14 protein-coding genes and 1 pseudogene are annotated in these 19,705 nt (G+C 71.8%); 6 read left to right on the top strand and 9 right to left on the bottom strand.

Going from position 1 to position 19,705, the window contains the following annotated elements:
- Positions 1-86: 86 nt before the first annotated feature.
- Positions 87-1,709: a S53 family peptidase gene (locus AB0I69_RS45050; RefSeq protein ID WP_363101644.1), complete on the bottom strand. Its 1,623-nt coding sequence runs from the start codon at positions 1,707-1,709 to the stop codon at positions 87-89.
- 158 nt (positions 1,710-1,867) lie between these two features.
- Entirely contained in the window at positions 1,868-4,771 is a 2,904-nt protein-coding gene (locus tag AB0I69_RS45045; RefSeq protein ID WP_363101643.1) for an AAA family ATPase, read from the bottom strand.
- A gap of 135 nt (positions 4,772-4,906) precedes the next feature.
- Between AB0I69_RS45045 and AB0I69_RS45040 the strand changes: the two are divergent.
- Positions 4,907-6,511: pseudogene (locus tag AB0I69_RS45040) on the top strand (amidohydrolase).
- An 82-nt stretch (positions 6,512-6,593) separates the two neighbouring features.
- Here the strand turns inward: AB0I69_RS45040 and AB0I69_RS45035 are convergent.
- Entirely contained in the window at positions 6,594-7,253 is a 660-nt protein-coding gene (locus AB0I69_RS45035) for a YceI family protein (protein WP_363101642.1), read from the bottom strand.
- 169 nt (positions 7,254-7,422) lie between these two features.
- On the bottom strand, positions 7,423-8,205 hold the full coding sequence (locus AB0I69_RS45030) for a polysaccharide deacetylase family protein (protein WP_363101641.1): 783 nt from the start codon (positions 8,203-8,205) through the stop codon (positions 7,423-7,425).
- 537 nt (positions 8,206-8,742) lie between these two features.
- Here AB0I69_RS45030 and AB0I69_RS45025 point away from each other — a divergent pair.
- The 5 genes from AB0I69_RS45025 to AB0I69_RS45005 are packed head-to-tail and all read left to right on the top strand — an operon-like array spanning position 8,743 to position 13,437.
- Positions 8,743-10,227 (top strand): cytosine permease, encoded by a 1,485-nt coding sequence (locus AB0I69_RS45025; RefSeq protein WP_363101640.1) that lies wholly within the window; start codon positions 8,743-8,745, stop codon positions 10,225-10,227.
- Entirely contained in the window at positions 10,224-10,778 is a 555-nt protein-coding gene (locus tag AB0I69_RS45020) for a cysteine hydrolase (RefSeq protein ID WP_363101639.1), read from the top strand. Before AB0I69_RS45025 ends, AB0I69_RS45020 begins: the two co-directional genes overlap by 4 nt.
- On the top strand, positions 10,775-11,482 hold the full coding sequence (locus AB0I69_RS45015) for a GntR family transcriptional regulator (RefSeq protein ID WP_363101638.1): 708 nt from the start codon (positions 10,775-10,777) through the stop codon (positions 11,480-11,482). The genes AB0I69_RS45020 and AB0I69_RS45015 overlap by 4 nt, the downstream gene beginning before the upstream one ends.
- A gap of 39 nt (positions 11,483-11,521) precedes the next feature.
- A complete protein-coding gene (locus AB0I69_RS45010; protein WP_363101637.1) occupies positions 11,522-12,526 on the top strand; it encodes an ADP-ribosylglycohydrolase family protein in 1,005 nt (334 codons plus the stop codon).
- A complete protein-coding gene (locus AB0I69_RS45005; RefSeq protein ID WP_363101636.1) occupies positions 12,523-13,437 on the top strand; it encodes a PfkB family carbohydrate kinase in 915 nt (304 codons plus the stop codon). The genes AB0I69_RS45010 and AB0I69_RS45005 overlap by 4 nt, the downstream gene beginning before the upstream one ends.
- A 13-nt stretch (positions 13,438-13,450) precedes the next feature.
- Here the strand turns inward: AB0I69_RS45005 and AB0I69_RS45000 are convergent, their stop codons facing one another.
- The 5 genes from AB0I69_RS45000 to AB0I69_RS44980 form a co-directional block, all read right to left on the bottom strand.
- Positions 13,451-14,872 carry a family 2B encapsulin nanocompartment shell protein gene (locus AB0I69_RS45000; protein WP_363101635.1) on the bottom strand — a complete coding sequence of 474 codons (1,422 nt, stop codon included), beginning with the start codon at positions 14,870-14,872 and terminating at the stop codon, positions 13,451-13,453.
- Positions 14,873-15,065: 193 nt separating this feature from the next.
- Positions 15,066-16,448 carry an FAD-linked oxidase C-terminal domain-containing protein gene (locus AB0I69_RS44995; RefSeq protein ID WP_363101634.1) on the bottom strand — a complete coding sequence of 461 codons (1,383 nt, stop codon included), beginning with the start codon at positions 16,446-16,448 and terminating at the stop codon, positions 15,066-15,068.
- Complete coding sequence (locus tag AB0I69_RS44990; protein WP_363101633.1) at positions 16,445-17,551, bottom strand: acyl-CoA dehydrogenase family protein; 1,107 nt, start codon at positions 17,549-17,551, stop codon at positions 16,445-16,447. Before AB0I69_RS44990 ends, AB0I69_RS44995 begins: the two co-directional genes overlap by 4 nt.
- Positions 17,548-18,555 (bottom strand): ABC transporter substrate-binding protein, encoded by a 1,008-nt coding sequence (locus AB0I69_RS44985; RefSeq protein ID WP_363101632.1) that lies wholly within the window; start codon positions 18,553-18,555, stop codon positions 17,548-17,550. Before AB0I69_RS44985 ends, AB0I69_RS44990 begins: the two co-directional genes overlap by 4 nt.
- Before the next feature lie 45 nt (positions 18,556-18,600).
- Positions 18,601-19,701: an LLM class flavin-dependent oxidoreductase gene (locus AB0I69_RS44980; RefSeq protein WP_363101631.1), complete on the bottom strand. Its 1,101-nt coding sequence runs from the start codon at positions 19,699-19,701 to the stop codon at positions 18,601-18,603.
- Positions 19,702-19,705: the final 4 nt, after the last annotated feature.

Here is a 19,705-nt window from a genome sequence, read left to right as displayed (position 1 = left end):
CTCTGTATTTCCTTCTCACTTTTTTGGGGTGTGTTTCTGGGGGCGCCGGGATCACTCCCGGTCCGCGCTTCATCAGCTACCGGCGGTCAGCCGAGCAGCTTGGTCGCCAGGGTCGCCGCGTTGTACGAGCCCCAACCGGTGGTGAAGTCCCAGCCGGTGGCGGCGGAGTAGGCGCCGTTGCTGCCACTGGTGATGTCGTGGAAGCCGGTGCCGCTCGCCGTGTAGAGCGCGGGGTTGGCGAAGCCGAGGTTCGCCTTGCCGGCCGCCGCGGCCTGCTGGTTGTAGAGCGCGCCGAACGCCGCCCACTCGGGCGCGGCGGCGCTGGTGCCGCCGACCGTGCCCCAGCTGCCCTGCGAGTAGATCGAGACACCGGGGCTCGGGTTCGCGAGCGCCGACACGTCGGGAACCTGCCGGTAGCCGCCGCCCGCGCTCTTCTGCACCGCGGTCTGCCAGCTCGGGATCTTGAAGACGGAGGACTTGCCGCCGCCACCGCCCGACCAGGCGGTCTCCTTGCTCCACGCGTTGGCGGAGGTGACGGTCAGCGTCGTGCCGCCGACGCCGGTGACGTACGGGTCGGCGGCCGGGTAGTCGACGGTGGTGGTGCCGTCGCCCGCGTCGTCCGAGCCGTCGTCGCCGGAGGCCGCGTAGAAACCGAGGCCCTCGGCCGCGCCCGCCTTGAACACGGCGTCCACGGCGTTGATGTTGGAGGTGGTGCGCTGGCTCTCGGAGGCACCCCAGCTGATCGAGGTGGTCGGGATGCCGCTGTCGACGATGGCCTGGTAGGTGTCGACCTCACCGGCGTCGGAGTTGGGACCCTCGAAGACGGTGACGTTCGCCTTCGGGGCGATGGCGTGCAGGACCTCGATGTCCAGCTCGACCTCGACCTGACCGTCACCGAGCGCGCCGGAACCGCCGTCCACCTTCGAGACGGTCGGAGTGGGGGAGCCCAGGCTGTAGTTGGTGTCGTACTTGGTGATGTTGGACTGCGCGAAGCCGTCGAACTCCAGCAGCGCGATCTTCTGGCCGCTGCCGGTGTACGTACCGGAGACGTTGTAGCCGCCCTTGATCTGGGCCGGGGTGTAGCCGCCGCCGGGGCCGTTGTGCGGGTTGACCTTGGCGGACCCCTGGTGGTGCAGCTGGGCGCGGTTGTTGAGGCCGGTCACGTCGCTGACCAGGCCGGCGATGCCGGTCGGCAGGGTGGGCGCGGTCTCGTTGGCGTAGAAGGCGCGGCCCGACTTGGCGTCCTTCCACGTCGACAGCTTGGTGCCGAAGGCCTTCTCCAACTGGGCGGCGGTGCCGCTGGCGTCGACCAGCAGGTTCCCCGAGTGGACCTTGCCCACGGTGAGACCCTGGGCGCGCAGGAAGTCCTTGACCTGCTTCACCTCGGCGTCCGTCCGGCCGAACCGGGCCGCGAACTGAGCCTTCGTCAGATAGTGGCCGTACGAACTCGACCGCGGATTACTGACGTTGGCGATGAAGGCGTCGAGGCCCTTGTTGTTTCTCGGGGTCAGACTGATGGCCACCGATATGCGCTTGGCGGCGGAGACGGCGCCGGTGCGGGCCGCGTCGTGGTTCAGGCCCTGGAGGACATCTCCCGCGATGGCGGCGCGAGTTGTGTGCGGCTGGGCGGCGGCGTACGCGGTGGGGACGGCGGCGGCGAGCAGGGCCGGTACGGCGACCAGGCCGACCAGTTTCAGTCGTGACGTCACTGAGGTCCTCCGAGGAGTGGGGGGTTGGCGTCCCGGAAGGGAACGGCTTCACCGTAGGAACACCAGCCCCACCCGCATAAGCGGGGGAACCCTTGCGTTGTGTGTTAACTGCGGATGACACATGAACCGCGGATGACACGTGACACGCGGATGACACGTCAGCGGCGGGTGCCGAGTGTTCGGGGAGTCCGGACCCGGCCGGGCTGACTGATCGTCACCGCCCGGGCCGTGGCCTGCTGTTGGTCGTCGTCGCCGACGCTCACGGTCGCCGCTCCGGACGCGATGACGGCGACCGCCATCGCATGGGCGAGCGCGGTGCGCGAGCGGACCCCGACCTTGCGGTAGACCCGCGACAGGGTGCCCTCGACCGTCTTGACGCTGATGAACAGCTCTGCCGCGACTTCCCTGTTGGTGGCCCCGCCGCCGACCAGTTCGGCGATCCTCGCTTCCGTGGGCGTGAGTTCGGGCCGCCCCTCACCGTCCCGGTCGCCGGCCTCCAGCCGGGCCAGTTCGTCCCCGGCCCGTGCCGCCAGCGGAACGGCACCGATGCGGGTCGCCGTCTCCAGCGCCTCACCGAGTGCGGTCCGTGCCGCGTTCCGGTGCCGGGCCCGGCGTTCGACGGCGCCGAGGGCGATCAGGGTGCGCACCAGCTCTATGGGCAACGGGAGTTGGCGCAGCCGGTCCACGGCGGCCCGCAGCCGTACCGCCCCCTCCTTCGCCCGGCCGAGCCCCGCCTCGCGCAGTCCCGCCGCCCGTTCCAGAGCCGCCAGCACGCTGCCGGGTACCTCGCCGGAGACCCGGGTGCGGGCCTCGTCGATGACGGCTCCGGCCGCGTCCGTCTCACCCAGCACGACCAGGGCCTCGGCCAGGTCGCTGTACCAGTGCAGCAGGGGCGGGTCGGCGGCCGACATGGCTGCGCCGAGTTCCCTGACGCGTTGCAGCGCCTCCACCGCGGCGGCTGCTCCACGCGGGTCACCGGCGAGCAACTCGGCCTGCCCCAGCACCGCCAACGCCCGCAGCAGGAACAGCCGGTCGCCGTCCGCCTCCGAGGCCCGCACCGCCTGCTCCGCGAGCCGGCGGGCCTCGTCGGCGCTGCCGCCCGCGGTCGCCGCGAGCGCCGCCGCGTACAGTGCCGGAGCCGTCTGTACGCCGGTGTCGGCGACGGCGCGCGTGCAGCGGGCGGCGGTGCGCAGCGCCTCCCGGCAGTGCCCGGCGCGCACTTGGATCCGGGTGAGCGACACCAGGGTCGCCATGACCTCCTCGACCCCGGCGAACTCCCCGATCTCCGCGAGGAGTTCGGTGACCCGCTCCTGGGCCTCGGTGACCTTGTCGGAGTCCAGGGCGAGGATCGCGCGCATCCGGATCAGCCCCCAGCTCTCCGGTCCGGCGCCGGCACCACCGGCCAGAGCGAGGGCCTCCTCCAACGCGACGTCGGCGGCGACCGGTTCACCGCCCAGGGAGCGCACCCGGGCGAGCGTGGCGAGCGCCCCGATCCTGGTGTCGGTGTCGCCCGCCACGGCCGCCTGCCGGGCAGCGCGCCGGGCATGCCGGGCCGCGTCCTCCAACTCCCCGCACAACAGGCCCCGTACGGCTGCCCAGTGGTGCAGCCACGCCTCGGCCTCAGGGTCGCCGTCGGCATCCCGGAGCCCCTCCTCGATCAAGGCATGGGCACCCCGCAGCGCCTGCCCGGCGTTCCGCAGCAGGACCAGCCGCGCCCGCACCCGCTGCCGTGCGGAACCCGACCCGGCGAGGACGGTCTCGGCCGCGTGCCCGGCCTCCTCCAACTGCCCGGCGTCACAGGCGTATTCGGCCGCCGCCAGCAGCCGGTCGGCGCGCTCCACCGGACGGTCGCCGGGGGTACGCCGGGCCGCGAGCCCGGCCAGCTCGAAGGCGGCGTCGGGCGCGCCGTCGCGGCGGGCGGACTCGGCGGCGGCCAGCAGCGTACGGGCGGTGGTCTCGTCCTCGTACGGGTGGGCGAGCGCGAGGTGCCGGGCCTGCTCCACGGGCTCGGTGACCGCCCGCGCCAGCAGGGCGTGCGCCTGTCGACGACCGTACTCCGGAGCGTCGGCGTAGAAGGCGGCCCGGATCGCCGGATGCCGGAAACGTACGGTCCCGTCGGCGTCGGCCGTCGCGACCCCGAGCCGTTCGGCCTCCGCGAGATCCGCGGCGGGATCGTAGAGTCCGGCGGCGCGCAGCAGTGTGAGGGTGGGGCGGGCGGCAGTGCTCGTGACGAGGAGGGTGTGCCGCGCCGTTTCCGGCAGTGTGCGCACCTGGTCCAGCAGCAGGGTGCGCAGCCTCTGCGGTACGGGCAGGGTGCGGCCGAGCCCGACGGCCGCTCCGTCGCGCGGGGCCGCCCGCCCCAACTCCAGGGCGTACCAAGGGTTTCCGGCGGCGGTGTCCTGGACGGCCCGCAGTACCGCCGGTGGCAGATCGGCCCCGAGACCGGTGTGCAGGAGCTGGGCCACCTCGTCGTCGGTCAGGGGCGGTACGGGAAGCTCGACGGTGCCGGGCGGGCAGCAGCGCGGCCGTTCGGGCTGCTCACCCTCGGCCACCCGTTCCGCGGCCACCACTCGTACGTCGAGGCCCTCGACGCGGCGCAGGACGAAAGCGAGGACCTCGGCGGTCGGCTCGTCGAGCCACTGGAGGCCGTCGAGAACCAGCAGCACGGGGCCGCCGACGGCGAGGGCGCGCAGGACGTCGAGAACCGCGACGCGGATCGCGAGCCGGTCCCGGTCGCCGTCCGGTGTCCCGCCGCGCAACAGGGCCGCCCGCAACGCCACTTGGGGTTCGGGTGCCAAGGCCGCCAGGCAGCTCTCCGGCACCCGGGCGAACAGGTCGACGAGAGCGGCGAACGGGAGCCGGGCGTCCTCCTCGGCGGGGGAGCAGTGCAACACCGTTCCGGCAGGCCGGACATGAGCGGCCGAGGACGCCACGAGGGCGGCCACCAGCACGGACTTGCCGATCCCCGCAGGGCCGTACAGAAGCACTCCGTGACGGATCGTCAACTCGGCCCGGGCGGTGTCGAGCAGCTCGCGGCGCCCGGTCAATGACCGTACTTCCACGGCGAGTCCAGGGACGGAGCACAACCGGAGCCGAGGGCGGGGCGGGTGGATCGGTGGGTGAGGCGGGTGTGTCGGAGCCCCGGATATTTCGGCATGTGTTCATGACAACCGTTGCGGAATCGGCTTGTCAATGACATGACTGATCACGGAGCCGATCTGGTGATCCGGGCGAACGCGATCCACACACTCGTGCCGGGCCAGGCGCCGCAGCGGGCGCTGGCCGTGCGCGGCGACCGCATCGCGGCCCTCTCGCCCGGCCCGGACGGTCTCGACCACCTCGTGAGTGAGCGCACGACGGTCCACGACCTGCCCGGCGCCACGGTGCTGCCCGTGTTCGACGACACCCACACCCACCTGATCTACGCCGCGCTCGGCGCCCACGACGTCCCGGTCCACGAGGCCCACGACATCCCCGAGTTCCTGGACCTGATCAGGCAGCGGGCCAAGGTGACCCCCGAGGGCGAGTGGATCCGCACCACCACCAACTGGTAGGAACTGAACCTGGCCGAGCGCCGCATGCCCACCGCGACCGAACTCGACCGGGCCACCGACCGGCACCCCGTCCTGGTCAAGCGCGGGGGCCACAACGACGTCGTCAACAGCTACGCGCTGCGGCTGGCGGGCATCACTGAGGACACCCCCGTCCCGCCGGGCGGTGTCATCGGCCGCGACGCCGACGGCAGGCTCAACGGCAGGCTGATCGACAACGCACTGGGCCTGGTGGAGCGCCTGGTCCCGGCTCCGGACCGGACCCAGCGCATCGAGGGGCTGCGCCTGGCGTCCGCCCACGCCGCCACCGGCATCGGCACCGTGCGCGACTGCGCGGTCAGCCCCGAGGACTACGCCGTGCTCCTCGCCGCCCGCGAGGCGGGGGCGCTCAGCACCCGGATCCGCGCCCTGATCTCGGCGCTCGGCATGGCCGGCGCGGCCCAGGTGGAGGACCTGCTCGACGTCATGGAGGACTGGCGTGACAGCGCCGACCCGTGGCTGCGGGTGTGGGGCGTGAAGTTCGGCCTCGACGGCGGCCTGGAGGCCGCGGCGACCGAGCAGCCGTACGCCTGTGACCACGCGTTCTCCGGAACGCTGATCTGGGAGCCCGACGCACTGGTCGAGGCCGTCGAGGCCGTGGTCCGCCGCGGCTGGCGGGTCGGCACCCATGCCTACGGCGACCGTGCGGTGCGTGTCCTCCTGGACGTCTACGAGCGCGTCCTCGCCCGCAACCCCGGCCTGCCCCCGGGCACGCTGGTGATGGAGCACGGGGGCTTGGCCGGTCCCGAACAGCGCGCCCGCACCGTCGAGTTGGGAATCCCGGTCACCATCCAGCAGCCGCTCCTGCACGACACCGCCGAGGTGGAGGAGGGCTTCTGGGGCCCGGAACGCGTCGCTCGCCTCTTCCCCGCCCGCGGCTGGATCGACCTGGGCGCCGAGGGCAGCGCCGAATCCGACTTCCCCGTGGGCCAGTTCGGCGCGATGCGCTCCGTCTATGGCATGACCACCCGCCAGACCGTCATCGGAGTCAAGGGTCCGGAACACGCCATCGCCTACGACGAGGCCGTCGCCCTGCACACCGTCAACGCCGCCCGCCTGTGCGGCGATCAGGACCTGCGCGGCACCCTCACCCCCGGCCGCCTCGCGGACCTCACCGTCTGGGACCAGGACCCCGCCCACTGCGCGAGCGACGCCCTGCGCGACCCGAACCCCCTCCACACGATCGTCGGCGGCCGTCTCGTCACCCGGTAGGGAGAACGCGCGGCCCGGAGGGAGGAAACCCATGACTCGCCCGGCACGCAGCGACACGGCGTCCGGGCGAGCAAACGTTCCGTCAGGCGGCCGGCACCGTGCGGATCGCGGCGATGTCGAACTGGAGCCGTACCTTCTCGCTGACCATCGCGCCGCCCTCGGCCAGCCGGGAGTTGTACGTCAGACCCCAGTCGGAACGGTCGATGGTGGTGGTGCCGTCGAAGCCGGCGCGCTCGTAGCCGAACGGGTCGGTGACATGGCCGATATAGGTGAGTTCCAGGACGACGGGACGGGTGACGTCCTTGATCGTGAGGTCGCCGAGCATGCGGTAGACATCGTTGCCGGCCATTTGCACGGCGGTGCTCGCGAAGCGCATCTGCGGGAAGTTCGCGGAGTCCAGGAAGTCACGGCCGACCAAGTGCCCGTCGCGTTGTTCCACGCCGGTGTCGACACTGCCGGTGGACACCACGATCTCGGCCTGCGAGCGGGCGGGGTTGCGGCCGTCGAAGTAGAGGCGGCTTTTGTATTCGGCGAAAGACCCGCGCACGGTCGTCACCATGGCGTGCCGGACGGAGAAGCCGATCCGGCTGTGCGCGGGGTCGATCATCCACTCGCCGGTCAGCGCCGCCAGGGCGGGATCAGGCAGGCCGGAGGAGGTGAAGGCCGGTGGGGCGGCGGGGCGTTGCGGGGCGGCGGGGGGTGCCGAGCGGCGGAGGGGCGCAGCACGGTTGAACAGGTTCATGATTCACGTAGTTACTGCACGCCTGAAATCGCCGCAAGCCTTCATCGGAAACCGACAGCAGCGCGAATCGGCACTGACACGGTTAAATACCGCCACCTCGTGGGCCGTTACACATTTCCCACACATGTTCGTCATCCGGAAAACAGCTACTGCCAATTCGGCGAAGCGTTCAGCGCACAGGGAACCCGAACGAATAACCCTGCTGCTTCAGCCACGGCAGAATCTCGCGCAGCGCGGCCACGGTCTGGGAACGGTCGCCGCCGGCGTCGTGGAACAGGATGGTCGGCCCGTTGGGCAGTTCGCTCTTGACGGTGGCGATGATGGCGTCGGTACCGGGGAGTTCGAAGTCCTTGGAGTCGACGTTCCAGCCCAGCGGCCGCATCCCCTGGGCGGCGGCGAGGTGTCGGCTGTACGGCGTGAAGGCGCCGCCCGGCGCCCGGTAGTACAGCGGGCGGACACCCCCCGAGGCCTTGGTGATCATGCTCGCGGCGTTCAGGATCTCCTGCGACTGGTAGGCGTCGGACTTCTTGTCCATCGTGGTGTCGTGCGAGACCGAGTGGTCGCACAGCCGGTGCCCGGCGGCCACGACCGCCTTGACCAGGTCGGGGTGGGCCAGGGCCTGCGGGCCCACCATGCAGAAGGTGGCCTTCACGCCGTTCTCCCGCAGCACTTGGAGCACCTCCGGCGTCCAGGTCGGGTCCGGCCCGTCGTCGATCGTGATGTTGACGCCCCGCGCGCCCTTGTCCGAGGCGTGCACGATCTCCTCCGACACGGCAGCCGCACGGGCGGGGGCCGAACCGGAGGCGGAGTGATGCGCGGAACCCCCGGAGCCCTGCGTGTCGACGACACCGGCCTGCGCGGTCCACACCGAGGTGGCCGCCGCCACCGCGGTCACCCCGACCGCCGCCGCGAGTACCCGGCCGTACCATCCCCGCCCACCATGCCGCGCCATGTCAGCCCTGTTCTGTTCTGTCGTTCGGTTCCGTGCATTCGTCAGGACGGCACAACGGCGCGCAAGGATCCGTCTGTTACTGATCACGGACAATTTCGCGGGCGTTCCGAGACGCATGAGCAACGAGCGGAAGCCCGAGAGGTTCCGCTGGACGGTGCCGGCCGCACACGCGATGCCCGCGGCCGGGCGCCACACGTCGTGGACACCGTCGAACTCCGCCGTCAGCAGGGCGAAACGGGTCGCGGACGCGGGGTGACGATGCCGCGGGGAGTGCGGACGGGCTCGCCGTACCCCTGACGCGTCGCGGACGACTCCATGGGGCCCTTCTTCGGAAACGCGGAGGCGCGGCACACCAGGTGCGGTACGTGTGGCGTCCCGACCGACACGACCAGCCTGCTGACAGGCCGGCGCCCTGTCGCCTGCCGTGCCGGTGAGCGGAACGGCGGAGTGCGCCCCCGTTGCACCGCCCCCGTCTCTTGACGCCCGTCACCACCGCACCTAGCCTCGACTGAACACGTCTAGACAGGTAGGTCGACGATGACGGATGACTCCCAGGCCCGGCAGTCCCGGCAGCTCCAGGTCGAGACGCACGGTCTCGACGTGATCGGCGACGCCGAACGCAAAGGCACCCCACGCACTCTGTTCTGGCCCTGGTTCGGGGCCAACGTCTCGATCCTCGGGCTGAGTTACGGCGCCTTCGCGCTCGGCTTCGGGATCTCCTTCTGGCAGGCGCTCGTCGCCGGTGTGATCGGGATCGTCTTCTCCTTCCTGCTCTGCGGCTTCGTCGCCGTCGCCGGCAAGCGCGGCTCCGCGCCGACGATGGTGCTCAGCCGCGCCGCCTACGGCGTGCGCGGCAACCGGCTGCCGTCGGTGATCTCGTGGATCCTCACCGTCGGCTGGGAGACCGTCCTCACCGCCCTCGCGACCATGGCCACCGCGACCGTCTTCAGCAGACTCGGCTGGGGCGGCGGCACCGAGACCAAGGTGGTCGCGCTGATCCTGGTCGGCGCGCTCACCGTCGTCGGCGGAGTCATGGGCTTCGACCTGATCATGCGGCTCCAGACGGTCATCACCGTGGTCACCGGCGTCCTCACGATCGTCTACATCGCGCTCGTCGCCGACCACATCCACTGGAGCACGGTCAGCGCCGTACCGGCGGGCTCCGCCCAGGAGTTCATCGGCGCGCTGGTGTTCATGATGACCGGCTTCGGCCTCGGCTGGGTCAACGCCGCCGCCGACTACTCCCGTTACCTGCCCCGCAGTTCGTCCGGCCGGGGCGTGATCGGCTGGACGACCTTCGGCGCCTCCGTCGCCCCGCTGCTCCTGCTGGTCTTCGGACTGCTGCTCGCCGGTTCCTCCAGCACACTCAACAAGGCGGTCGCCGCCGACCCGATCGGCGCGCTCACGACGATCCTGCCCACCTGGTTCCTGGTCCCCTTCGTCGTCGTCGCGGTGCTCGGCCTGGTCGGCGGCGCGGTCCTCGACATCTACTCCTCCGGCCTGGCCCTGCTGTCGGCGGGCCTCCGGGTACCCCGCTACCTCGCCGCGCTCGTCGACGGCGTCCTGATGATCGCGGGCTCCGTCTACATCGTGTTCTTCGCCGACGACTTCCTCGGCCAGTTCATGGGCTTCCTCACCACCCTCGGCGTCCCCATCGCCGCATGGTGCGGCATCATGCTCGCCGACCTCGCCCTGCGCCGCCGCGACTACGACGAGAGCGACCTCTTCCGCCCGAACGGCCGCTACGGCGACGTAGCGCTCACCCCGCTCCTCCTCACCCTCGCCGCCACCGCGATCGGCTGGGGCCTGGTCACCAACACGGCTGCCAGCTGGCTGACTTGGCAGGGCTACCTGCTCGACCCACTCGGCCTCGGCGGCAAGTCCGGCTCCTGGGCCTACGCCAACCTCGGCGTCCTGGCCGCCCTCGCCCTCGGCTTCCTCGGCACCCTCGCGCTGGGCCGCGCCCGCGTCCAGCGGCAGGAAGCAGAGGCCGCGAGCCCGGAGGCGGTGCCCGCCGTATGAGCACCGCGACCGGCCACCTCGCCGTCATCGACATGCAACGCGTCTTCGCCGAGCCCGACAGTCCCTGGGCCACGCCCCGCTTCGAGGAAGCGGCCGCAGGAGTACGACGACTGCTGCCGGCCTTCGGGGAACACATCACCTTCACCCGCTTCGTGGCGCCGGAGAAACCCACCGGCGCCTGGCGCGCCTACTACGACCAGTGGCCCTTCGCCCTCCAGCCGCCGGACGCCCCGCTCTGGCAGCTGACCGACGAACTCGCCGCGCGGGCACGGCACTTGGTGGACGCGCCCACCTTCGGCAAGTGGACTCCGGAACTCGCCGAACGCGTCGTGCCCACCGGCCGCCTCGTCCTGGCCGGCGTCAGCACCGACTGCTGCGTCCTGTCCACGGCACTCGCCGCCGCCGACGCCGGGGTCGAGGTGCTGGTCGTCGCCGACGCCTGCGCCGGTGTGGACGACGACTCCCACGCCAAGGCGCTGCACGTCATGGACCTGTACCGGCCCCTGATCCGGGTGGTCACGGTCGCCGAGGCGGTCGGGGAGGCGTCGTGACCGGCGTCCGGCTCAAACACCAGCGGATCACCGAGGTCCTCGCCAAGGAGATCCGCGGCGGGCGGCTCCCGGCCGGAGAACAACTGCCCGGCGAACACGCCCTGGCCCAACGCTTCGGCGTCAGCCGTACGACCGTCCGCGCGGCCCTCGCCGAACTCTGCGAGGCCGGACTGATCGCCACCCGCACCGGCAAGGGCTCCTACGTCCTCTTCGACGGCCGCCCGCTGGACGACCACCTCGGCTGGGCCCACGCGCTGGCCGGCCACGGCATCGACGCCCACGTGCGGACCCTCTCCGTGCGGGAACTGTGCGACGACGAGCTGGCGGCCCAACTCGCCCTGAAAGAGGCCCGGTTCATGTGCGTCGAGCGCATACGCGAGCTGGCCGGCGACGAAGTCGTCGTGTCGTACGAACGCAGTTTTCTGCCGCTCGTGCCCGGGGTGCGGGACCTGCCGTCCCGCGGGCTCGGGCTGGAGTCGCTGACCGACGTGATGCTGCGGGCCGGACTGCGGCCCGACCACGGCGAGCAGCGGGTGAGCGGGCGCCGGATCGACGGGCGGGAGGCGGAACTGCTGCGCCGCGAACCGGGTGACTGGTTCCTCGACACGCGGCGGACCAGCCGGGCCGCCGACGGTTCCTTCGTCGAACATGTCGTGAGCCTCCTCGACCCCGACCACTTCCAACTGACCCTCGAATTCGGCTGACCCCGCCCCGGAAGCCGCTCCCTGCCCCGGAAAGTACCCATGACCCTCCAGAGCCGCGCCACCGGAGCCCTCTACGGGCTCGCCCTCGGAGACGCCCTCGGCATGCCCACCCAGATGCTGTCCCGCCCACAGATCACCGCACGCTACGGCCCGGTCCTCACCGGCTTCCACCCGGCCGACCCCGACCATCCGCTCGCCGCCGGTATGCCGGCCGGTGCCGTCACCGACGACACCGAACAGGCCCTGCTCCTGGCCGAGTTGCTGCTCGACGGCAAGGGACGTGTCGACTCGGCGGAACTCGCCCGGCGCCTGGTCGCCTGGGAGGACGACATGCGAGCCCGAGGCTCGCTCGACCTCCTCGGGCCGTCCACCAAACGCGCGGTGGAACTCGTCCTCGCGGGTACCCCGGTCGACGAGGTCGGGCGCTACGGCACCACCAACGGCGCGGCGATGCGGATCGCTCCGGTGGGCATCGCGGTGTCCGCCGAGGACCCGGCCGAGTTGGTGGACCGGGTGGTGGAGGCCAGCAGCCTGACTCACAACACCGGAGTCGCGCTGGCCGGTGCCGCGGCCGTGGCAGCCGCTGTGAGCGCGGGACTTGACGGGGCGTCGGTTCCCGAGGCTGTCGAAGTGGCCGTGTCGGCCGCCCGGTTGGCGGCGGGACGCGGGCACTGGGTGGCCGCCGCCGACGTCGCCGAACGGATCGTATGGGCGACCGGGCTGGTGCGGGGCCTCACCGAGGCCCAAGTCCCCGAGCGGGTCTACGCCTTGGTCGGGACGAGTCTCGCCACGCAGGAGTCGGTGCCCGCCGCCTTCGCCGTACTGGCCGCCTGCCCGGACGACCCGTGGCGGGCCGCGCTGCTCGCCGCGTCCGTCGGCGGTGACTGCGACACCATCGCGGCGATCGCCGGGGCCGTCGGCGGCGCCTGCCACGGTGTGGACGCCTTTCCGGCCGACGCGCGGGAGACGCTCGTACGCGTCAACCCGAAGCTCGGCCTGGACGCGACGGCCGCCGCACTGCTCGGACTCCGGGTACGACCGTGAGCAGCAGGCTGTGGCACCTCGGCAACGTCGTCGTCGACCTGGTCCTGGAGATCCCCGCCCTCCCCGAGCGCGGCGGCGACGTCCTCGCCACCCGCACCGAGCGCACCCCGGGCGGCGGCTTCAACGTCATGGCCGCCGCCGCCCGCCAGGGACTCCCGGTGACCTACGCCGGAGCGCACGGCACCGGCCCCTTCGGCGACCGGGCGCGCGCCGCGCTGCACACCGAGGGCATCGACGTCCTGCTCGCACCGCGGACTTCAGAGGACACCGGCTTCGTGGTCTGTCTGGTCGACGCGGACGGTGAGCGCACCTTCGTCACCAGCCCCGGCGCCGAGGCCACCCTGACCGCCACCGACCTCGCCGAACTCCGGCCCGGGGCGGGCGACTTGGTGTACGTCACCGGGTACGGCCTGCTGCATGACAGCAACCGGGCCGCCCTGCTCGACCTCCTGCCCCGGCTGGACCCGGCCGTCACGCTGGTCACCGACCCCGGCCCGCTGGTCGGCGAAATCCCCGTCACCGCCCTGCAGTTGTTCCTCACCCGCTCCGACTGGTGGAGCTGCAACGCCCGCGAGGCCACGCTGCTCACGGGCATCGACGACCCGGCCGAGGCCGCCCGCGCCCTGCAATCCCGCCTGAGGCGCGGCTCGGTGCTGGTCCGTACCGGCCCCGACGGCTGTCTCCTGCACCACGGTGGCCGACTCGTCACGGTCCCCGGCTTCGCCGTGGACGCCGTCGACCTCAACGGCGCGGGCGACGCCCACACCGGTGTCTTCATGGCCGCCCTGGCTCGGGGGACGGACCCGGTGGCCGCCGCTCACCGGGCCAACGCGGGCGCAGCCCTGGCCGTCACCGCACCGGGCCCGGCGACCGCGCCGGACGAGGCACGACTGGACGCGTTCCTGAACTAGGCGCTCTCCTCGGTCAGTTGCCGTCCCGGCGGGAGACCTCGACGTTCTCCAGGATGCCGAGCGCGTCCGGCACCAGGACCGCCGCCGAGAAGTAGGTGCTGACCAGGTACGAGATGATCGCCTGTTCGTTGATGCCCATGAAGCGTGCGTTGAGGCCCGGTTCGACCTCCTCCGGGAGGCCCGTCTGGTAGAGGCCGATCACGCCCTGGTCGTCCTCGCCGGTGCGCATCGCGATGATCGACGACGTACGGGACGCGCTGACCGGGATCTTGCCGCACGGCAGCAGCGGCACCCCGCGCCACGCGGGCAGATGATGACCGCCGACGTCGACGCCGCTGAAATAGACGCCCCGTTTGTTGCACTCCCGGCCGAACGCGGCGATGGCCCGCGGATGGGCGAACAGGAAGCGGGTGTCGCGCCGCATGCTCAGCAGCTCGTCCAGGTCGTCGGGGGTCGGCGGCCCCGAATGGGTGGAGATCCGCTGGTCGTAGTCGGCGTTGTGCAGCAGCCCGAAGTCCCGGTTGTTGACCAGCTCGTTCTCCTGCCGCTCGCGCAACGCCTCAATGGTCAGCCGGAGTTGCTGCTGGGTCTGGTTCATCGGCTGGTTGTAGAGGTCGGTGACGCGACTGTGCACCTTCAACACGGTCTGCGCGACGCTGAGTTCGTACTCGCGCGGGGCGAGGTCGTAGTCCACGAACGTGGCCGGCAGATCGGGCTCGCCCACATGCCCGGCGCTGAGAGCGATCGCCGCCTCGCCGAACGGGTTGGCCGGGCCGGGTTCGTCCGAGCCGAGCGCCTCTACGTGCGCGCGCAGGCCCGCGTGCCGATCTGTGACGGCCTGGTACGCCGTGTGCGGCAGCGTCAGCACCGTGGTGGCCGTCGCCGCGCGGGCCGTGAACTCCCAGGTTCCGTCCGGGCCGGCGAGCACCTGGCCGCCGAAGGTGTCGCCGTCGGCCAGCAGACCGACGACCGCCTCGTCACCGTAGGGACCCTCCCCGAGCTGCTCCACCTTGCCGTGCGCGATGAGGACCACCTGGTCGGCGGGGTGGCCCGCCTCCACGATCAACTGCCCCGCTGCGTACTCCCGTTGCTGGAACCGCTCGGCGAGCGCGCCGAGCGCGTCGGTGTCCGAGAAGCCGCGCAGCAGCGGGAGTTCGCTCAACTCGGCCGGAACGACCCGGACTTGCGCGCCGGTCTGGACGAACGTCACCCGCCCGTCGCCCCACGTGTACGTCAGGCGGCGGTTGGCACGATAGGTGCCGCCGGGCACGTTCACCCAGGGCAGCATGCGGGTCAGCCACCGGGAACTGATCCCCTGCATCTGGGGCTCGGACTTGGTCGTGGTCGCCAGAGTGCGTGCCGCGGCGGTACCGAGGCTCTGCTGTTCCCACTCCTCGGCGCCCGCCTCGGGCTCGTTACCGGTGTCGACCGACATGGTGCCTTCTCTCCTGTACGCGGGTGACGGAACGCCTGCCTCCCGTCACATTCCGTGCGTACAGCTACCCGGCATCGGCCACGACGATTGATGACTTCGGACGGCGGTCGAGGCACACGCCGCTCGCACGTGCTTCCACACCACCCCCGGTTCCTTCGCCCCCACCCGCTTGGCGGTGTCCGAACCGGGGGCCTCAGAGGGTCTTGCCGGGGTTGAGGATGCCCCGGGGATCGAACGCCTCCTTCAGCCGCCGCTGCAACGCGTGGGCCGTGGGCCCGAGTTCGTCCGCCACCCACTGCCGCTTCAGCACCCCCACACCGTGCTCGCCGGTCAGCGTCCCGCCGAGCCGCAGCGCCAACGCGAAGATCTCGCCGGCCGCCTCCCAGGCCGCGTCCGGCAGCCGGTCCAGGGCGGGGTCGACCACGATGATCGGATGGAGGTTCCCGTCCGCGGCGTGCGCGAGCGTGTAGACCGGCACGTCGTGGCGGGCCGAGATGGCGCGGATCTCGCGGGCCGCCTCAGCGAGCCGGGAGCGGGGCACGGCGATGTCCTCGATCAGCGGCCGGCCCAGCCGCTCCAGCGCGGGCAGGGCGAGCCGGCGGGCCGCGAGCAGGGCCTCCGCCTCGACCGGGTCCGCGGTGGTCTCCACCGTCGTCGCGGTCGGCGTCAGCACCCGCGCGACCTGCTCCGCCTCGACCGCCGCCCCCGTCCCGTCGCACTGCACCAGCAGCAGCGCCGCCCCGCGCTCGCCCAGTGCCGGATCGACGGCACGCAGCACCGGCCCGTCGAGCAGCTCCGCGAGCGCCGGTACGACCCTGGCCCGCCCGATCGCGTACGACGCCTCGGCCGCCGCCTCGAACGAGTCGAAGTAGGCGGCCAGCGTGGTGGTCGCCACCGGCACCGGGCGCAGCCGCAGCGTCGCCGACGTGATGACGGCGAGAGTGCCCTCGGAGCCGGTCAGCAGCGCGGTGAGGTCGTAGCCGGTGACCCCCTTGACGGTACGGCGGCCGGTCGTGACCACCGTCCCGTCGGCGAGGACGGCCTCCAGGCCGAGCACGCTGTCCCGCGTCACCCCGTACTTCGCGCACCGCAGCCCGCCGGCGTTGGTCGCGATGTTCCCGCCGATCGTCGAGATCGCCGCACTCGCCGGATCGGGTGCGTACCGCAGACCGTGCTCACCCGCCGCCCGGTCCAACTCGGCGGTGATCACGCCCGGTTCGACCACCGCGAGCTGGTCGTCGGCCGACAGTTCGAGGATGCGATTCATCCCGGACAGGTCGAGGACGAGCACGCCCTCACCGGCCGACGCCCCGCCCGACAGACCGGTGCCCGCACCGCGCGGCACCACCGGCACACGCAGCGCGTTCGCGTGCCGGAGCGTGACGGTCACGTCCTCGGTGCGCCGCGCGTGCACCACGGCGAGCGGGACACCGTCCGGCCGGGTGTCCGAACGGTCCGTGGCATGTGCGGCCAACGTGCGCGGGTCCGTGGCCAGTTGGTCGGGTGGCAGATCCCGGGCGAGCAGACCGAGCAGCCGGGCGGCGGCGGTGGGGGTGGTGGGGGGAGCTGTGGTCACGGGTTCAACGCCTTCGTTCCGATCGCGAGCAGGGAGATGTCCTCCTGGGGCGCGTGCACGGGCGCGCACTGGATGTCCCGGAAGTGCCGCTCCAGCGGGTTGCCGCGGGCGAGCCCGGGATTGCCGAGCAGCCGTACGGCGAGCTCCACCGCCCGCACGCCGTGCCGGTCGGCCAACACCCGTGCCCCGAGGGCCTGTTCGGGGGCGTACGAGGAGTCGCCGGAGTCCACCCGGGCGGCGCCGTCGAACACCAGGTGCTCGGCGGCGGCGAGCAGCACTTCGATCTCCCCGGCGGCCCTGCGGAAGCGTTCCGTACGGGCCACCGGATGACCGAGGTTGGCGGGCACGCGCGCGTGGGCGAACGTGTGGAAGAAGGACTGCGCGGCCCGCGCCACCCCCAAGTAGAGGGCGGCCAGCGGAAGATGGAGGGCCGCGCCCGCCCGGTTGTCCTGCTCGGCGGACGCACCGTACGGGCCGATGCCGATGACGTGCTCGTACGGGATCTCCACGTCCCGGAACGTCACGTCGTGGCTGCCGCTGGCCCGCAGCCCCAACTGGTCCCAGCGGCCGGTGATCTCGATACCGGGGGAGCCGCCGGGCACCAGGAAGGTGCCGACCCGCGGCTCCGGTTCGTCGGTGGTGGCCCACACCAGGAACCAGTCCAGGCCTTCCGCGCCGGTCACGAAGCGTTTGGTGCCGCTCAGCGACCAGCCGGTCGGGGTGCGCCGGGCGAGGGTGGAGGGGAGGCCGCCGCGGGCGGGGGAGCCCAACTCGGGCTCCACACGGGCGTGGTTGACGAGCACCGGCCGCTCGAAGGACTCCTTGACGATCCGCGCGTACAGCTCCTCGGGCCAGTGCGGCTGTACGGCCTGCCGGGCGTGCGTGTTCAGGGTCATCGCGGCGATCAGGGCGACGGACGGGTCACCCTGCCCGATCCGGTGGAGGATGCGCGCGCTCTCCTCGACCCGGGCACCCCGGCCGCCGTAGGACTCGCCGATGGTCGCGGTGAGCAGCCCGGCCTCGTGGGCGATGCGGAGGGAGTCGGCGGGGAAGGCGCCCGACTGGTCGTAGCCGGCGGCCAGTTCGGCGATGCGGGCGGTCACAGGGCCTTCTTCAGGTCGGAGTTGAGTGCGGTGGTCCAGAAGGACTTCACGTCCAAGTGCTTCTTGAGCGCGCCGAGCTCGGTGAAGGCGTCGGCCACCTTCTGCTGCGAGGCGATCGTGTCGTCGCCGACCGTGCGGGCCTGTGTCGGGCGCTGCTTCTGCGCGGCGACCAGGTCCGACTTGGCCTGCGCCACCGGCTGGTGGGTGGCGTCGGCGGTGACCTTCGCGAAGCCGTCCACGTGACCGTCACGGACATAGGCGTACGCCTTGGTGATCCGGGCGATCAGGTCTGCTGCGGCGGCCCGCTGGGCGGGGCTCTTCAGGACGTTGTCGCGCGCCGACCAGAGGAAGTTGCCGGACAGGATGTCCGCGCCGGAGCCGACCGTCGTCGCGCCCTGCTGGTGGGCCGTGATGATCGACGTGCCGTAGGAGGCGAAGGCGTCGATGGAGCCGCCGTTCAGGGCCGCGAGGCCGTCGTTGGGGAGCAGCGGCTTGGCGTCGATGTCCGACCACTTGAGGCCGGCCCGCTTCAGCAGCTCGTACAGGAAGTAGTGGGCGGTGGTGTTCTGGACGTAGCCGACCTTCTTGCCCTTCAGGCCGGCGATGTCGGTCACCTTCGAGCCCTTGGGGACCACGACCTCCTGGTTGAGGGTGGTGCCGCGTTGCACGGCGACGACCTTGAAGTTGGGACTGCCGTCGGCGGCGGCGAAGAGGGGCGGGATCTCGCTGGAGGAGGCCAGGTCGAGGGCTCCGGCGCGGATCGCCTGGAGTTGCTGGTCACCGCCCTGGAACAGGTTCCACTTCACCTTGTACGGGGTGTCGTCGAGATGGGCGTACTTCAGGACGGCCTCGTCAACCTTCCAGCCGGTGTCGCCGACCCGCAGCGTGACGGAGGAGATGTCGGACGAGGTGTCGGCCGTCGCGCTGCCTCCGCAGGCCGCGGCGAACGGCAGGAGCAGGGCGAGGGCGGCGGCGGACGCGCGCAGGGAATGGCGGAACAACACGGGCTCTCCATAAGGGGGTTCGCAATCAGACGAAGGACGGACGGGTCAGGCGGCCTGTGAGGTCGTCGCGCGGTGCGCGAGTTCCTGGCGAACCAGCGGCAGGACGTGCCGGGCGTAGTCGATCGCGTCGTTGAGCGGGTCGTAGCCGCGGATCGACAGCAGGTCGCAGCCGATGTCGACGTAGTCGAGCAGCGCCTGGGCGACGGTCTCGGGCGTGCCCACAAGGGCAGTTGACGCGCCCGCGGCATTCGTGGCGACAGCGGGGGCGGTCCACAGGCAGCGGTCCTGGACCTCGCCGCGCTCGGCGATGTCGAGCAGGCGCTGCGAGCCGACGTTCGCCGGGCGGCCGGTGGTGCGGTAGTGGCGCAGCAACTCGGTGTTCTTCGCCTGGTCCTTGAGGACGCCGAGGGTGCGGTGCGCCTTCTCCCAGGCCAGTTCCTCGGTGGGCGCGATGATCGGGCGGAAGGACACCCAGATACGGGGATGCGGGCGCCCGGCGGCATCCGCGACCGCGTTGACGGAGGCGATCTGCTCCGCCGTCTCCTTCAACGGTTCGCCCCACAGCCCGAAGATGTCGCCCTGCTGACCGCCCACCCGGTACGCGTCCTGCGAGGAGCCGCCGACGGAGATCGGGACGAGGCCGTTCACCGGCTTCACGTCGGAGTAGTAGCCCTCGAACCGGAAGTGCTTGCCCTCGTGCGAGACGGGTCCCTCGGCCTGCCACACCTTCCGCAGGATCTGGATGTATTCGTCCGAACGCTCGTACCGTTCCGCCTTGTTGAGGTAGTCACCCTCCCGGCGCTGCTCCTCGTCGCTGCCGCCGGAGATGATGTGCAGCGTCAGCCGGCCGTTGCTGATCTGGTCCAGCGTGGCCAGGGCGCGCGCGGCGTGCGTCGGGAAGATGACGCCGGGCCGGTGCGCGAGGATCGGGCGGATGCGCTCGGTGTGGGTGGCGACGAACTGGGCGACCTGGAAGGCGTCGGGCGAAGCCGAGTGATAGGCGACCAAGGTGTGGTCGAAGCCGCCGTCGTCCAACGCGCGGGCGTACTTGCGCAGATGGTCGACGTCGAAGCCGGTACGGCTCGACGCGGCGGGACCCGAGGCCCCGGAGTCGGTGTGGACCGCGCTGATGAACTCGACAGGCATGAGC

The organism is Streptomyces sp. NPDC050508 (genome assembly GCF_040655155.1).
GTDB lineage: Bacteria > Actinomycetota > Actinomycetes > Streptomycetales > Streptomycetaceae > Streptomyces.
This window is presented reverse-complemented; position numbering and strand designations above follow the sequence as displayed.

Coding starts and splice junctions, on each gene's coding strand:
- AB0I69_RS45035 (WP_363101642.1), bottom strand. CDS start 7,253: ATGAACCTGTTCAACCGTGCTGCGCCCCTCCGCCGCTCGGCACCCCCC.
- AB0I69_RS45025 (WP_363101640.1), top strand. CDS start 8,743: ATGACGGATGACTCCCAGGCCCGGCAGTCCCGGCAGCTCCAGGTCGAG.
- AB0I69_RS44980 (WP_363101631.1), bottom strand. CDS start 19,701: ATGCCTGTCGAGTTCATCAGCGCGGTCCACACCGACTCCGGGGCCTCG.
- AB0I69_RS45000 (WP_363101635.1), bottom strand. CDS start 14,872: ATGTCGGTCGACACCGGTAACGAGCCCGAGGCGGGCGCCGAGGAGTGG.
- AB0I69_RS45030 (WP_363101641.1), bottom strand. CDS start 8,205: ATGGCGCGGCATGGTGGGCGGGGATGGTACGGCCGGGTACTCGCGGCG.
- AB0I69_RS45010 (WP_363101637.1), top strand. CDS start 11,522: ATGACCCTCCAGAGCCGCGCCACCGGAGCCCTCTACGGGCTCGCCCTC.
- AB0I69_RS45020 (WP_363101639.1), top strand. CDS start 10,224: ATGAGCACCGCGACCGGCCACCTCGCCGTCATCGACATGCAACGCGTC.